Raw genomic sequence first — 16,312 nt, forward strand, 5'->3', positions numbered from 1 at the left:
CTCTCTATTTCCTCTGCGCCTCTGCGGTTCGTTAAAAAAATTGAGTTTGACCAAGAGTTTTAACCTTAACTGAACCGTATTGGTATATAAAACAGAATTCAGAATTCAGAATACTCTACCCAAGTCAAGGAAACTTTCGCTCTCGCACTTCTGCGGCATAATCTTGCACAGCTTTGGTAATCGTCTCACGCAAATTTGTGTAAACTTTAGCGAATGGTGGATGCTTTTCTGCCAGTCCAAGGACATCTGAGGTAACTAAAACTTGTCCATCACAGTGAATTCCCGCACCGATACCAATTGTGGGAATACTTAATTTTTGGGAAATCTGCATTGCCAAATCTGCGGGTATATGCTCTAACACGAGGGAAAATACACCCGCTTGTTCGAGAGCGATCGCTTCTTGTAAAATTCTCTCACTGGCTTCTTGCGTCTTACCTTGTTGTCGCAAACCCAGTTGATGTATTGATTGCGGTGTCAAACCCACATGACCCATGACCGGAATTCCGGCTTCTACTAAACGAGCCACAGTTTCGGCCATTGCTGGATACCCGCCTTCTAATTTTACCGCTTGAGCGCCCGTTTCCTTCAGCACCCGCCCAGCTGAGTGCATCGCTTGTTGGAGACTTTCTTGATACGTCAGAAATGGTAAATCTACAACTACCAATGCCCGTTTCACCCCACGGCGCACAGATTTGGCATGATAGATAATTTCATCCAAAGTAATAGGCAGTGTTGTTTCATACCCTAGAACTACTGCCATAGAATCACCCACAAGGATTAAGTCTACACCAGCTGCGTCGAGGAGTTGAGCGATCGCATAATCCCAGGCGGTCAACGCCACAATTGAACGTCCTTGTTGTTTCCATTGAATTAATTGCTGGGTAGTGATTGCCATTGCCAATTTTAGATTTTGGATTTTGGATTTTGGATTGGGGATTAGGTATTGGTTATTTAAGTATTGGGTATTAGGAATAAAATTTCCTAGTCCCCAGTCCCTAGTCCCCAATCCCTAATCCCTACTTAACAACGCGGCTGAAAGCAATATGGGGTTTTGCAGTGTCCGTTTTGGGCATTAACCAAGCCAGACCTTCACTAGTGCCTATCCATAATTTATTAGCGATGTCAGGTGCAAGGGTAAGAACCCGACTAGAAGGAAGTCCAGCAACTTCTGCATCTAACACAGCTCCTGTATTTGGATTTAATCGTAACAAACCATTACTAGTCCCAACCCAGAGACTACCATCTTTAGCAAAACGTATCGCTTTCACGTCACGCCCACGTAAGCGAGTTACAGACCGCAACACTGCGCCAGTTTTTGGGTTAATAACTAGCAAATTATTCGCCATTCCTGCCCAAATTAACCCTTCTGGACTAATAGCTAAAGCTTGTACGGTTGTCCCTGGTAAATCAGCTATCCGCTTCATAATCGCAGCACTAGCAGTATTTACCCGCACCAATCCATCAAGAGTGCCAACCCACAGTTGACCTTCAGCATCTAAAGTCAGGGCGTTGGCGCTGACACCAGGCAGATTTTTTAATGTTGTCATAATCAAGCCTTGGTCGGGACTAATTAAAGCTAAACCGCTATCAGTTCCAGTCCACAAATAACCGCGCTTGTCAAGTAACAGTGACAACACGCGTTTAGAAGGCAAAAATAAATTCTGCGCGGTGATTTCGCTAGTGCGGGGGTCTACTCGGATTAATCCTTCATAACTTCCCACCCACAAACGTCCTACTTTATCTTGGGCTAAAGCACCAATAGCAACATTTGGTAAACTAACACGAGAAATAATCTTGCCAGTTTTAGGATCAATCCGCGATAGTCCGCGCCAAGAACCTACCCAAAGATTACCTGTAAAATCTTGCAGCAAATTACCGACACGATAATCTGTTTCTGGCGAATGTTCTTGCACTCCTCGCTCATCGGGTAAGGGTTCTACTCGCGGAGGCGGTGCAGAAGGTAGATAAGCGGGGGCTACATCAGATGAATTAACGTCAGGGGTTTTTTGTGCCCATCCCATACTTGGTAAAGCTATCAACCCCAACACAATAGAAGTAATCAATAAACTAGTACGCTTGCAAAACAATACCACAATGACATTCCCTTTGGAGACAGTACCCATAGCCGTTACCGAAACTAGCTTTGGGTTAATTCCAGTGTTCCCCTAGCTGGGATTTTTTAAACATTGGGGATTGGGGCATTGGGCATTGGGGACTAGGGACTGGGGACTGGGTATTGGGGACTGGGTATTGGGTATTGGGTAATAAGAAAGTATTCCTAAGGAATAAAAATTAAATAACATACAATTTATGTCCCTGGTTTACCTCACCCTCAATCCCTCTCCTTATAAAGGCTACGGTGTACACACAAGTCGAATTACCCCCCTTAATCCTCCCGATGTATTGGGGGAAACAGGAAAATCCAGTTCCCTCCCCAATACATACGGGGAGGGTTAGGGTGGTGTAAAACTTACGCTTCAAGCTATTAGAGTGTTTCAGACTTGTGTGTACACCGTAGCCTTATAAAGGAGAGGAAAGCTAGAGACAGGATGAAGTTTTGCATCTTATTTTTTTTATCCACGTTTCTAAATATTTATTTCCTAGTCCCCAGTCCCCAGTCCCCAATCCCCAATCCCCAAATACCACTAATGACACTTTGTAAAGCATTTGTAACAAAATGTTTAAATCTTTATGTAATAACAAAATTAAATAGATAAGTTAAAAACTTTCAAAGAATAACTTATCGAATTCTTGATATATTGTGAAACAAGTTACAAATTACGTGGCGTGCAATTTTTTTATCTTTCGCTCACCACTTTGCTAAATCTCTGTCAAGTAAATTCTTTTCTGGTATCTTTTCCATCAACGGAGAAGATATGAGGAGTGTAAAGGCGGGAATGTGTGCCAGCCAGCCCAATACCCTGAATATCCCGATTTATGGGGGAATTATCTAAATAAAGCCGCAAAAAGCGGAAGTTTTGATGAAATTGAGAAGGTTTAGTTGGGTGCAATGAAGAGGTAAAAAAGAATTTTAATTTTTAGCAAGAGGGAACAGTAGAAGCGCTAGGTCGTGTATCCCGACAACGGGATAACACTGGTGAGGAGGGCTACCACCGCTACCAAAGTGTCCACCGCAAAAAAACTGCTAACCTTTGCCAAAGAAAACCCCTAAGAAAAATTTTTCCCGATCTTCCCCTCGCTCAAAAGGGGCAAGAATAGGGTGAGGGAAAGTTGCACAAAACGTGGTTTGATAATTAACAAGAGTGATTTCAGGGAAGGATAAAATTATGTCTTACGCTCAAACGAAGACTCAGAGCAAGTCTGGGTATAAAGCCGGGGTTCAAGATTACAGATTAACTTATTACACACCCGATTACACACCAAAAGATACCGATCTTCTAGCTGCGTTCCGCATGACACCTCAGCCTGGTGTTCCTCCCGAAGAAGCAGGTGCGGCTGTTGCGGCTGAATCTTCCACAGGTACCTGGACAACTGTGTGGACAGATTTGCTCACCGACCTCGATCGCTACAAAGGTCGTTGCTATGACATCGAACCAGTTGCCGGCGAAGACAACCAGTATATTGCTTACGTTGCCTATCCTTTAGATTTGTTTGAAGAAGGCTCTGTAACCAACGTATTGACCTCAATTGTTGGTAACGTATTTGGTTTCAAAGCTCTGCGCGCACTACGTCTAGAAGATATCCGCTTTCCAGTAGCTTATATCAAGACCTTCCAAGGGCCTCCTCACGGTATCCAAGTTGAGCGCGACAAGTTAAACAAATACGGTCGTCCTTTACTGGGTTGTACCATTAAGCCCAAATTGGGTCTTTCCGCGAAGAACTACGGACGCGCTGTATACGAGTGCTTACGCGGTGGTTTGGACTTCACCAAAGACGACGAAAACATCAACTCTGCACCATTCCAAAGATGGCGCGATCGCTTCTTGTTCGTTTCTGAAGCTATTGCCAAAGCTCAAGCTGAAACCGGTGAAATCAAAGGTCACTACCTCAACGTCACCGCCCCCACCTGTGAGCAAATGTTGCAACGGGCTGAGTACGCTAAAGAACTCAAGCAGCCCATCATCATGCATGACTACCTCACCGCAGGTTTCACCGCCAACACTACATTGGCTCGTTGGTGCCGCGACAACGGTATCTTGCTGCACATTCACCGTGCGATGCACGCTGTAATTGACCGTCAAAAGAACCACGGTATCCACTTCCGTGTATTGGCTAAAGCCCTACGCTTGTCTGGTGGCGATCACATCCACACTGGCACCGTAGTTGGTAAGTTGGAAGGTGAACGTGCTATCACCTTGGGCTTTGTTGACCTACTGCGTGAAAACTACATTGAGCAAGACAAGTCTCGTGGTATTTACTTTACCCAAGACTGGGCTTCTCTACCTGGAGTATTTGCAGTTGCTTCCGGTGGTATCCACGTATGGCACATGCCTGCGCTAGTAGAAATCTTTGGTGATGACTCCGTACTACAATTCGGTGGTGGTACACTGGGACATCCTTGGGGTAACGCTCCTGGTGCAACCGCCAACCGCGTCGCCTTAGAAGCCGTTATTCAAGCACGTAACGAAGGCCGCAACTTGGCTCGTGAAGGTAACGATATCATCCGCGAAGCTGCCAAGTGGTCTCCTGAACTGGCTGTTGCTTGCGAACTGTGGAAAGAAATCAAGTTCGAGTTTGAAGCAATGGATACCGTCTGATAATTTTAGATTTGCGATTTTGGATTTTAGATTAATCCAAAATCCAAAATCCACAATCTAAAATTCATTGAGGCTGGGGTCAAGCATGAATCTTAAGCAAATTGCGAAGGACACAGCCAAAACTCTCCAAAGCTATCTGACTTATCAGGCTCTAAGGACAGTATTGGCACAGCTGGGCGAAACTAATCCGCCATTAGAACTTTGGCTGCATAACTTTTCTGCTGGCAAAATTCAGGATGGTGAGTCATACATTGAGCAACTGTTGCGAGAAAAGCCAGATTTGGCATTGCGAATCATGACTGTCAGGGAACACATTGCCGAAGAAGTTATGGAATTTTTACCGGAAATGGTTCGCACTGGCATTCAGCAAGCCAACATGGAACAGCGTCGCCAGCATTTAGAACGCATCACACGAATAGACACATCTAACCCCAGTCTGCAACCAGAACAGCAACCAACTTCAGATCAGAATTTGGATAACTTATCCAATTAGTTCGGTCAAACAATTTTGGATTTTGGATTTTGGATTTTGGATTGTTACCAAAAATAAATCTAGTTAATCTATAAGTTCTAGATTTATTCCGTAGTTGAAACTGCGGTGGCTATGTAAAAAAATCTAAAATTGGCAATCTAAAATCTAAAATTGGCAAGGTCAACCCAGTAGTAAAAATCGCAACCCATTATCAAAAGCTATGCAAACTTTACCAAAAGAGCGTCGTTACGAAACCCTTTCTTATCTTCCCCCTCTGTCTGATGCTCAAATTGCCAAGCAGATCCAGTACATTTTGAATCAAGGTTACATTCCAGCGATCGAGTTTAACGAAACTTCTGAGCCAACAGAATTATATTGGACACTGTGGAAGTTGCCTTTGTTCAACGCTAGATCTACTCAAGAAGTATTGAGCGAAGTTCAAGGATGCCGTTCTCAATTCAACACCAGCTATATCCGTGTTGTAGGTTTTGACAACATCAAGCAGTGCCAAATTCTTAGCTTCCTTGTTCACAAACCCAACAAATACTAAGTCTAGTTAGTTGGAATTAATCAGGGGATAGTTCAATTAATTTCTTTATCCCTGTATAAGAGAGGTAGAATTATCTGCCTCTCTTTTTTTATAATTAGGCGTTAGGGAACATAATACCAATTCGGTATGAAGATGCGCCAAACTATATGAGGAACGTAGACGCAAAGCGGCTTGCCGCAGACTATCGCAAAGGGCGCATTCGCGCAGCGTCTCGTAAGAGTTGGACACAAAGAAGAAAGAAAATTTGGCGCAGCCTCACAAATAAATAGTATAAGCATTTATACTTCACTATTTAATACATTATCCGAAGCGTCCCGCTTGATGGGACAATAAAGACGAGAAATGATGCAAGCCTTGTGTTATCTCCAGCCCAAAGGAATCTGTATAAATGTGGAAACGAATTATATTAATTTTGTTATTGGTGTTGAGCTTCAGTCTGAGTAATTCTGATGTGGCGGCTGCGTCTGGACTCAAAAGTTTTGTAGACACTAGTGATGGCTATCAGTTTTTATATCCTAACGGCTGGCTGCCAGTTAAAGTTGCTAATGGGCCAGATGTGGTTTTCCACGATTTGATTGAGGTGTCTGAAAACGTTTCGGTTGTGATTAGCCCAGTTCCAGAAGGCAAAACCTTATCAGAATTAGGAACCCCAACAGAAGTAGGATACAAATTAGGAAAAGCGGCTCTCGCGCCTCCTGACTCTGGTCGTTCGGCTGAATTAGTCAATGCCGCGCAGCGAGAAGTAGACGGTAAAATATACTACCTTTTAGAGTATGAGGTTAAACTCCCCAATCAACAGGAACGTCACAACATTGCCAGTGTTGCTGTGAGTCGTGGTAAACTTTTTACCCTCAACGCCTCAATTCCTGAAAAACGCTGGCAGAAAGTTAAACGAATGATTGATGAGGTTGTTAATTCTTTTTCTGTTTATTAATTGGGGAGTAGGGAGTAAGAATTTTAGATTTTAAATTTTGGATTTTAGATTGAAGTTTAATCCAAAATCTAAAATTGAATTGCCCAATGCCCAATTAACAAATTTTTCTCAAATTTCATGAAAATTCCACCTTTTGTACTTGCTTCAGCTTCCCCAGCCCGACGCCGCTTGCTGCAAACTGTTGGTATTGAACCGATAGTTAGACCTAGTGACTTTGATGAGTCGCAAATTGAACTAAGTGATCCAGCAGAATTGGTCAAAACTCTTGCCGACTACAAGGCAAAAACTGTAGCCCCGCAGTTTGAATCGGCTTTGATTATGGGTTGTGATTCAGTTTTGTCCATGAATGGTGAAATTTACGGCAAACCAGCAAATACTTCTGAAGCGATCGCTCGTTGGCAGATAATGCAAGGTAACTTTGGTGATTTGTACACAGGTCATGCCTTAATTGACCATGACCAAAACCGTACTTTAGTCAAGTCTCAAGTTACAAGAGTTTACTTTGCTCAAATGAGCGATCGCGCCATTGAAGCTTATGTTGCTACAGGTGAACCCCTCAAATGTGCTGGAGCCTTTGCCATTGAGGGCTTTGGTAGTTTATTTGTGGAAAAAATTGAAGGCTGTCACAGTAATGTCATTGGACTCAGTTTACCCCTGCTGCGGCACATGCTAGGAGAATTAGGATACGATGTCACAGATTTTTGGCAATAGTCCTTTGTCCAAAGTTAATGACCAATGACCAATTCCCCATGCCCAATCCCCAATCCCCAATCCCCAATCCCCAATCCCCAATCCCCAATCCCCATTAAGTGTTTGCTTATATTGCAGACTACAACAGGTATGGCACGACTGGTTGTAGACTGGCCATAAGATCGCATTCCCAACTAGCTTATGTCATTTACTTCTATGCCCTCGCTGCGTGAGCAACAACATCCCCTAATTCGTCAGCTAGCTGATTGTATTGAGGCAGCTTGGCATCACCACCTGGATTTATCCCCCTACCATTTGCCTAATGAGTTGGGGTATGTGGAAGGTAGATTAGAAGGCGAAAAACTGACAATTGAAAACCGTTGCTATCAAACGCCCCAGTTTCGGAAAATGCACTTGGAACTGGCAAAAATCGGCAATATGCTGGATATTTTGCACTGCGTCATGTTTCCCCGTCCAGAATACAACCTGCCGATGTTTGGTTGCGATTTAGTTGGGGGTAGAGGTCAAATTAGTGCTGCGATCGCAGACCTTTCTCCTATCCAGGTAGAACGTACGTTACCAGAATCTTATACTTCTGCACTGACACAACTAACAGTACTTAACTTTTCCCAACCCCGTGAATTACCGGAATGGGGAAATATTTTTTCGGATTTTTGTATCTTTGTCCGCCCCAGTTCCCCAGAAGAAGAAGCAATGTTTCTTTCGCGGGTGCGAGAATTTTTAGATATTCATTGTACGCAAGCGATCGCCTCACGTCCTGTTTCAGTTGAACAAGTCACACAAAATCTGGCTGGACAACACAACTATTGCACCAAACAGCAGCAAAACGATAAAACCCGCCGCGTATTAGAAAAAGCCTTTGGCCCAGCTTGGGCAGAAAATTATATGACCACAGTTTTATTCGATCTCCCAACTTAATCATCCCTCCATCTCCCTTATCTGTAGGTTCTGTTACGTTTTCAGGTAACGGATAAATGTAGAATTCATTCAACGAGAGTTTAATGGAGTCCCAAAACAGCAGCAAGGAGAGTAGCAAGGTCTTTGAAGCAAATATCACAAAATGGTTTGTTGTCTTGGGAGGTACAAGCAACTAGAGACAGCTAACTCATTGACCAGAAAGTTAAGGAAACTCTAATGTTAAAAATGCTCAAGTTGACAGATATTTTTTAGTTAGTTAATCGTTGATTCACTTAAGGAAGACTAACTTTTGTAGCAAGATTGTATCCAACAAAGGCAACAGTCTATTTTGATGTTTCTTTTCAATTTTGTGACTAACTATAGCCGTAGTGAATGTAGCAGTAAAGTCAACCAATTTTGGATTTTAGATTTGCGATTTTGGATTGACCCCGACCACGAGGGTGCGGGGCTTGGGGATTTTAGATTGACGATTTTAGATTTTTCCACCCACTAGGGGTGGGGCTTGTACCCCAAAAAATCCAAAATCTAAAATCTAAAATCTAAAATTCGCAGGGTCAATAAGGTTCGGATAAGGTTTTTTAATGACACGCCGCTAATCGCAAAGACGCGATAAATCGCCGTCTTTACAATAATCAGTCCTTTGTAGAGACGGCGATTTATCGCGTCTCTTGTCTTAACCGAACCGTATTAGCAGTAAAGTACCGCATCATACCAATTTAGGATTTTGTGTAGAGACGTAATATATCGCATCTCTACATCTAGATTCATACTGCTTGTGAATTCTGCTAGTTCCCATTGCACTCATGTCTCAATCATACTCAGAGTTATTGAATAGCCAGCTATTCTAGCACTTCTGGGTTTCAATACAGACCTAAGCCCCTAACCCCCTTGCCGACACAGAAAGGGGGAAAATTCAAAGTCTTTCTCTTTTTAGGAGAGAGATTTAGAGAGAGGTCAAAGTGTACTGCATACAAATAAACACCATTTTGCAAAGCCATAGTGTTGAGCGTTCATCACACAATGGATTTTTAAACCATACCCAGCTTTAAACCACCGTTGCTTGTCCTAACGGGACTGGCTGTTGATTAAAAACCCTTTTATTTTTACTTCCATCAGCACAATTCAGGTAAATGGGTAACATACTATGTCAAGGGTGACTGAAAAGCCAAAGCCAAGTGAACAGACGCTTAATAGTGAACAACCAAAGATTTGGTGGGGTATTGCTGTAGCTGTACCAGTAGTAATCGCTGCTGGCATACTAGGCACAGCTAAAATCGAGCAGTTGAGAAAACTAACTACATCTGCACCCGTAATGCCATCTAGCAATAGCATCAGTGCTGTAGGGCGCTTGGAACCGCGAGGCGAAGTTGTTAAATTGTCCGCCCCATCATCAGGATTAGCGCCATCGTCACGAATTCAGCAGCTTTTGGTGAGAGAGGGTGAAAAGGTAAGGCAAGGTCAAATTGTGGCAATTTTGGACAACCGCGATACCCAAATAGCCGGACTACAAGAGGCAAAAGCGAAAGTGCAAGAAGCCCGGGCGAATTTAGCGCAAGTCAGGGCTGGATCTCCAAGAGATATTCAAGCTCAAAGAGCAGTTATTGCTCGTCTACAAGCGCAGTTACTTGGAGAAAGAGATGGTCAACAAGCAACGATCGCTCGGATTGCAGCCCAGTTAAGTGGAGATAAACTTGTCCAACAAGCAACAGTAAATCGCCTAGAAGCTGAACTCAGTGGGCAAAGAGAAGCCCTGAGAGCAACACTTACACGTATTAAAGCCCAACAGCGCAATGCCCAAGTTGATGCTGGACGCTATGATTTTTTATACAAAGAAGGTGCAATTTCTCAGCAAGAGCGGGATAGTAGACGCTTGAGTGCAATAACTGCTAATCAACAGGTGGCTGAAAGCCAAGCTACCCTGAAGCAAACATTGGCAACTATACGACAGCAACTTGCTGAGGCTAGAGCGAATCAAATCCAAAATTCAGCAACTTTGCAACAGCAACTCATCGAAGCCAAAGTTAACCGTGACAAAACTTTAGCAACTTTACAAAGACAAATCGATGAAGAAAAAGCCAAACTGAGCAGAATTTTAGATGTTAGTCCTACCGATGTGCAAGTAGTGCAAGCTCAAGTTAGCAATGCGATCGCAAATGTCAGAAAAGCCGAAGCAGAACTGAAATTGAGCTACGTTCAATCACCAATCGCTGGAGAGATTTTAAAGGTTTACACCAAATCGGGTGAAGCGATCGGCGCAAATGGTATTGCTGAAATTGGCCAAACCAACCAAATGTTCGTAATCGCTGAAGTCGCCGAAGACAGCATTGGTAAAGTGCGTCTTGGTCAAAACGCCGCTATCACCAGCGACAATGGGGCATTTAGCGGTGAATTAAAAGGAACTGTCACAGAAATCGGCAGAAAAATTGGTAAAAAAGATGTGCTGAATACAGATCCAGCAGCAGATGTGGATGCCAGAGTTGTAGAAGTTAAAATTGCTCTGTCTCCAGAAGATAGCCAGAAAGTTTCTGGTTTGACTTACGCTAAAGTTATTGTTGAAATTAATAACTAATTAAGTTATAGGCGAGCAGCAATACCAATTGACGATTTGATATTTTGGATTGAAATGTTCTTGATTAGGCTGTTTAATCAGTTTTAAACATTCTATGAATTCGCTACAAGCCTCACCAAAATGAATTCAAAAAAAATCTAAAATCGCTAACTGTGCTTGGATGCCTATAAAATGAATCAAAAAATCCCTCTGTCTTGGCTACAACTGACAAGAGAAAAAACTCGCCTAGCTGTGGCTTTAGCAGGAATTGCTTTTGCTGATATTTTAATGTTTATGCAACTCGGCTTCCGGGATGCTCTATATTATAGTAACGTTCGATTCCATAACAGCTTGCAAGGTGATATTGTTTTAATTAACAGTCAATCTAACGCAATATTGGCGATGAGAAGCTTCTCTCAACGACGGTTATATAAAGCTTTAGAGTTACCCGCAGTTCAATCAGTACATCCGATATATTTAGACTTTACAATTTGGAAAAATCCTGTAACAGGCCGTCCTCGTAGCATCCTGATATTTGGAATGAACCCAGAAACTAACCTAGTTAACTTACCTGGAGTTCAGGAAAATTTAGATAAACTTAAACTACCTGATGTCGTTCTATTTGACCGTTCTTCTAGGGTAGAGTATGGGCCAATTGCTGCCAATTACGATCAAGGAAAGACTGTAACAGCAGAAGTGCGGAGGCGGCGAGTTAAAGTAGAAGGACTATTTACATTAGGTGCATCATTTGGTGCAGATGGAAATTTAATTACGAGTGATATTAACTTTCTACGGATATTTAACAATCGCCAAAAAGGATTAATTGATATTGGACTAATTAGATTAAAACCGGGAGCAGATGCTAATGTTGTTGCTCAAGAATTACGAAAATATTTACCTAATGAAGTGAATGTTTTAACTAAACAAGAATTTATTGATTTTGAGCGTAATTACTGGGCAAATAGTACAGCTATTGGGTTTATTTTCACATTAGGTACTGTGATGGGTTTCATTGTCGGGACTGTGATTGTTTATCAAATTCTTTATACAGAAGTTGCAGATCATTTAGCTGAATATGCTACTTTAAAAGCAATAGGTTATACACAAAATTATTTATTGACAGTCATCCTTCAAGAAGCTTTGCTATTAGCCATTTTAGGCTATTGTCCTGGAATATTTTTTGCCTTGTTTATGTACAACAGCGCCAGAACTGCAACACTCTTACCAGTTTTTATGAGTTTTGACCGAGCGACAATGGTATTGATTTTGACTATGCTAATGTGTATTATTTCTGGTGCGATCGCAGTTAGAAAATTAAGTTCTGCCGATCCAGCAGACATATTTTAATTAATAGAAATTATTTTCTGACAGACACTAAAATTACATCTCAAAAATGCTAACTTATAGCTAACAAAATCATGATGAAACAAGAACCTGTAATTGCCATTAAAAACCTCAATCACTACTATGGCAAAGGCTCATTGAGAAAACAGATATTATTTGACATCAACCTAGAAATTTATCCAGGTGAAATTGTAATTATGACCGGGCCATCAGGTTCAGGCAAAACAACGTTACTGAGCTTAATTGGTGGTTTGCGGTCTGTACAAGAGGGAAGTTTAAAATTTTTAGGTGAAGAACTCGTTGGCGTCAGTCAAAACAAACTGGTGCAGATGCGACGCAACATTGGTTATATTTTCCAGGCTCACAATTTACTAGGGTTCTTGACAGCAAAGCAAAATGTGCAAATGGCGGTAGAATTAAACGATAATATTTCTCAAGCAGAAGCAGTGGCTAAATCAAAAGCCATGCTGGGGTCAGTTGGTCTAGAAGAACGAGTTGATTACTACCCAGACAATCTTTCTGGTGGACAAAAACAAAGAATTGCGATCGCCCGCGCCCTAGTGAATCGTCCCCCACTAGTGCTAGCAGACGAACCAACAGCTGCATTAGACAAACAATCAGGACGCGATGTCGTAGAAATAATGCAGAGTCTAGCCAAAAATCAGGGAACGACTATCTTATTAGTGACACACGACAACCGCATTTTAGACATAGCCGATCGCATCGTAGAAATGGAAGATGGTCTTTTAACCCGTAATTCCGCAAATGCAGCCATCCAGTCATGATTTTAGTCCTTAGTCCTTAGTCATTTGTCCTTTGTGAATGACCAATAACTAATGACCAATGACCAATGACCGAATTTTAGATTTTAAATTTTGGATTTTGGATTGAAGATTCAAAATCTAAAATTTAAAAAGGTTTCAAGCCCCCGAATTTAAACGCGAGAATAAATCTAAAATCTAAAATCTAAAATTAATTGACAAGCCCATGACTTTAGGCATGGGGTCAATCTAAAATCTAAAATCCAAAATCCAAAATTGTATGACCAATGACTTATTGTCTAGCCGAGCCTGATTTTTTAATTCCAGGTGACTTTGGCTGAGTTGGGGTATTTGGTTGGCGACTAGTACGGAACGTTACATTGACGCCTTCATTCGATTGTTCTAGCACCAGTAAAGGCGTAGGTTTAGCCTTTTGATCCCAATGCATAGTAGCAATTCGACCTTGAATTATTGGTTGCCAACTATCTTCATCTTCTATAGGGCTTAAGTAAGTTTCTATACAATCAATAATTTGACTAATAGTTGCAGAAGTTGCTTGCGTCGGTAACTTCATTAAGCGGACTTGAATGCGAAACAGCACTCGTTTAGCAGAATTCCCCGGACTACCAGTCTCATACTCTACATCAAAAAGTTCATCTACTTGCCGTCCCGCGCTATTAGCAATTCCGACTGAGCCTTGTTGTGCTTGATTTGGACGCAGGGCTTGAGAAATTTTCTCTTTAATCTGAATCTTCACTTGATTAAGAATTGCAAAATGAAACACCTCCTCTGACATCCGCATTCGCAGATAATCTAGGTTAAAGTCTCGTGAATTCACCAAATCGGGATTCGTTTCCATTTTGCGAATTGTTTCCAGCGCTAGCTTAAACTTTTTCTCTAGTTCTCGCGCCCGGAATTGTTCAAACTTGAGTTTTTTCTCCAGCTTATCCTTCTGGAGCTTACTATACACAATCAAAGCAATCACCGCTAAAGCCAGTCCTCCTGAAGTTACCAACAATAATGGTGGTATTTGAGGATTACTTGCTGGCACTTCCTGGGATGCCTTTTTAGTCTTTGTCCCGGAGGATTGGGCAAGAAACATCGAAGTGGGCATGGTGGGAAACTGAAAAACTTGACTCCTGATGTTTAGGATGCCCAAAAAACCAATGCCATCTTGCTGTATGATTAATATTTTTTACAGCTTTTTACAAACCGCCTATGTCCAGACATTTGAGCCTCCCTGCCCTGTCTGAGATTTCATCTACTTCCTTGAGCAAGATTCGTCTCATAGCCACAGATATGGATGGCACTCTGACTAGAGGAGGAAAATTTACTCCCGCACTGCTGCAAGCTTTAGAAGATTTAGCCGCAGCTGACATTAAAGTGCTGATTGTCACCGGACGTTCTGCTGGGTGGGTGAGTGGATTGAGTGCGATGATGCCAGTAGCAGGTGCGATCGCAGAAAATGGTGGTTTGTACTTTCCACCAGGGAACCAGAGACCAGTAATCTTAACACCCATTCCCGACTTAGCTCAACATCGCCAGCATTTGGCTACCACTTTCGAGAATTTACAAACTAAATTTCCCCAAATCCAAGAATCTACTGATAATCGCTTTCGCCTCACCGACTGGACTTTTGATGTAACTGGTTTGCGTCAAGACGAACTACAAACCCTAGATCATCTCTGTCAACAAATAGGCTGGGGATTTACCTATAGCAACGTGCAGTGTCACATTAAACCCCAAGATCAAGATAAAGCTGTGGGATTGTTACAGGTATTGCGTGAATATTTACCCCAGTACTCACCAGAACAAATTGTCACTGTTGGCGATAGCCCCAATGATGAAAGTTTATTCGATCGGCGTTATTTTCCTGTTTCTGTAGGCGTAGCTAACGTGCTGGAATATGTAAATCAGTTGAAATATCAGCCTGCTTACATTACCACTGCTGCCGAAGGAGAAGGATTTTGTGAATTATCTAGTTATATTTTGAAAAGCTTGCATATCTCAAGTTAGGAAGAACTAGTACCGCAAGGCGGAATTCAAAATGACGCTCGTTCGCTCTTAGCGTCTCCCCTTGGGAGAAGACTCGCTAACGCTGCGCTAACAAAATTCAAAATTCAAAATTAATACAGCCTAAGCGTTTCATTGATTTTGAATGGATGGTTTATTTACGCCGTGTTGTACTAGAGTTGTTCTACAATAATCTCGTAGCACTGAATCTTACAACCATAACCAAAACACATTCATGATACACAGCGACTGAATTTATTTATGGGGATTGTAATTTTGAATTTTGAATTTTGAATTTTGAATTCGGAGCGAAGCGACATGACTGCTACTTTACCTGTTAGTGTCGAATCAGAAATATTTTACCCCAGTGCTGATGGTCAACCAGTGGCAGAAACCTACGACCACCTTTATGCCTTACTAACTACCTTAGAAGTCCTGAAACAGTATTTGGCAAATCGTCAGGCAACAGTATTAGGAAATCAATTTCTTTACTATGCACAGGGCTTTCCCAAATTGCGGGTAGCCCCAGATGTGATGGTGATTTTTGATGTTGCACCCGGTGGTCGGGACAACTATAAAATCTGGGAAGAGGGTCAAGTACCCACAGTTATTTTTGAAATGACATCCTTTGGGACTAAGGGACAAGACGAAATCTTCAAAAAAACCCTCTACGAGCAGCTAGGTGTCAAGGAATACTGGCTATTTGACCCTAAAGGCGAGTGGATGGAACAACAGCTACGTGGCTATCGCCTGCGCGGAGAAATCTACGAACCTATAGAGGATGGACGCAGTGAACCTTTACAACTGCGCTTGGTGATTGAGGGAAGGCTAATTGGGTTTTATCGAGAGGATACAAGGGAAAAATTACTGATCCCTGATGAACTGGCACAGGCTTTACAACAGGAAGTTTTAGCAAGACAGCAGGCAGAAGAACTGGTAGAACAAGAACGCCAACGAGCAGAACAGGAACGCCAACGAGCAGAACAAGAACGCCAACGAGCAGAACAGGCAGAATCGCAGATAGAACAATTAAAGGCGAGGTTGCGATCGCTCAATGTAGACCCCGATACTATTGAGTAACATACAGTCCCGTGCCCACGAATTTGCCAAGGAAACAATTTGTTACCTGTGTCCTTGCCACATTTATTACCTTAAACAGAATACAATATATAAACGTCCAAAGCGTTTCAATCTTTTAAGTCTCAACAATACTGATTTGATTGAGAATATTGTTTTATACAGTCATTCCCAAGCAAAACTGTTTAAAGGATAAACAAACCGCCAGTCCTTTAAGTACTTAAATACGCTAAGAGACTAACAGATACTTCAAGTACAGATTAGCG

The 16,312-nt window shown here is 42.2% G+C and carries 15 protein-coding genes; 12 read left to right on the forward strand and 3 right to left on the reverse strand.

Annotated features, from left to right (window positions below):
• Positions 1-124: 124 nt before the first annotated feature.
• Entirely contained in the window at positions 125-895 is a 771-nt protein-coding gene (panB, locus tag V7K76_RS24075; RefSeq protein WP_334951304.1) for a 3-methyl-2-oxobutanoate hydroxymethyltransferase, read from the reverse strand.
• 121 nt (positions 896-1,016) lie between these two features.
• Positions 1,017-2,123: a ligand-binding sensor domain-containing protein gene (locus V7K76_RS24080; protein ID WP_334778108.1), complete on the reverse strand. Its 1,107-nt coding sequence runs from the start codon at positions 2,121-2,123 to the stop codon at positions 1,017-1,019.
• A 1,164-nt stretch (positions 2,124-3,287) separates the two neighbouring features.
• On the opposite strand from V7K76_RS24080, the gene V7K76_RS24085 reads away from it, so the two are divergent.
• The 10 genes from V7K76_RS24085 (at position 3,288) to V7K76_RS24130 (ending at position 12,980) form a co-directional block, all read left to right on the forward strand.
• The gene (locus V7K76_RS24085; protein ID WP_334778107.1) at positions 3,288-4,718 is read left to right on the forward strand and encodes a form I ribulose bisphosphate carboxylase large subunit; all 1,431 of its coding nucleotides are present in this window, start codon (positions 3,288-3,290) and stop codon (positions 4,716-4,718) included.
• Positions 4,719-4,803: 85 nt separating this feature from the next.
• Entirely contained in the window at positions 4,804-5,211 is a 408-nt protein-coding gene (gene rcbX, locus V7K76_RS24090; RefSeq protein WP_334778106.1) for a RuBisCO chaperone RbcX, read from the forward strand.
• A gap of 199 nt (positions 5,212-5,410) precedes the next feature.
• A complete protein-coding gene (locus V7K76_RS24095; protein ID WP_334711575.1) occupies positions 5,411-5,740 on the forward strand; it encodes a ribulose bisphosphate carboxylase small subunit in 330 nt (109 codons plus the stop codon).
• 388 nt (positions 5,741-6,128) lie between these two features.
• Positions 6,129-6,674, forward strand: coding sequence for a photosystem II reaction center PsbP (psbP, locus tag V7K76_RS24100; protein WP_334778105.1), 546 nt, complete (start codon positions 6,129-6,131; stop codon positions 6,672-6,674).
• 117 nt (positions 6,675-6,791) lie between these two features.
• On the forward strand, positions 6,792-7,385 hold the full coding sequence (locus V7K76_RS24105; RefSeq protein WP_334778104.1) for a Maf family protein: 594 nt from the start codon (positions 6,792-6,794) through the stop codon (positions 7,383-7,385).
• Positions 7,386-7,409: 24 nt separating this feature from the next.
• Positions 7,410-7,544, forward strand: coding sequence for a hypothetical protein (locus V7K76_RS24110; RefSeq protein ID WP_334778103.1), 135 nt, complete (start codon positions 7,410-7,412; stop codon positions 7,542-7,544).
• A gap of 21 nt (positions 7,545-7,565) precedes the next feature.
• Positions 7,566-8,303, forward strand: a complete 738-nt coding sequence (locus V7K76_RS24115; RefSeq protein ID WP_334778102.1) for a phycocyanobilin:ferredoxin oxidoreductase — start codon at positions 7,566-7,568, stop codon at positions 8,301-8,303.
• 1,144 nt (positions 8,304-9,447) lie between these two features.
• Positions 9,448-10,872, forward strand: a complete 1,425-nt coding sequence (locus V7K76_RS24120) for an HlyD family efflux transporter periplasmic adaptor subunit (protein ID WP_334778101.1) — start codon at positions 9,448-9,450, stop codon at positions 10,870-10,872.
• A gap of 171 nt (positions 10,873-11,043) precedes the next feature.
• Positions 11,044-12,198 carry an ABC transporter permease DevC gene (devC, locus tag V7K76_RS24125; RefSeq protein ID WP_334778100.1) on the forward strand — a complete coding sequence of 385 codons (1,155 nt, stop codon included), beginning with the start codon at positions 11,044-11,046 and terminating at the stop codon, positions 12,196-12,198.
• A 74-nt stretch (positions 12,199-12,272) separates the two neighbouring features.
• Positions 12,273-12,980, forward strand: a complete 708-nt coding sequence (locus V7K76_RS24130; protein WP_334778164.1) for a DevA family ABC transporter ATP-binding protein — start codon at positions 12,273-12,275, stop codon at positions 12,978-12,980.
• A 268-nt stretch (positions 12,981-13,248) separates the two neighbouring features.
• Here the strand turns inward: V7K76_RS24130 and V7K76_RS24135 are convergent, their stop codons facing one another.
• Positions 13,249-14,070, reverse strand: coding sequence for a hypothetical protein (locus tag V7K76_RS24135; protein WP_334778099.1), 822 nt, complete (start codon positions 14,068-14,070; stop codon positions 13,249-13,251).
• A 104-nt stretch (positions 14,071-14,174) separates the two neighbouring features.
• Here V7K76_RS24135 and V7K76_RS24140 point away from each other — a divergent pair, with 104 nt between their 5' ends.
• The gene (locus tag V7K76_RS24140; protein ID WP_334778098.1) at positions 14,175-14,972 is read left to right on the forward strand and encodes an HAD family hydrolase; all 798 of its coding nucleotides are present in this window, start codon (positions 14,175-14,177) and stop codon (positions 14,970-14,972) included.
• A gap of 315 nt (positions 14,973-15,287) precedes the next feature.
• Positions 15,288-16,049, forward strand: coding sequence for a Uma2 family endonuclease (locus V7K76_RS24145; protein WP_334778097.1), 762 nt, complete (start codon positions 15,288-15,290; stop codon positions 16,047-16,049).
• Positions 16,050-16,312 lie beyond the last annotated feature (263 nt).

This window comes from Nostoc sp., assembly GCF_036917975.1.
GTDB lineage: Bacteria > Cyanobacteriota > Cyanobacteriia > Cyanobacteriales > Nostocaceae > Nostoc.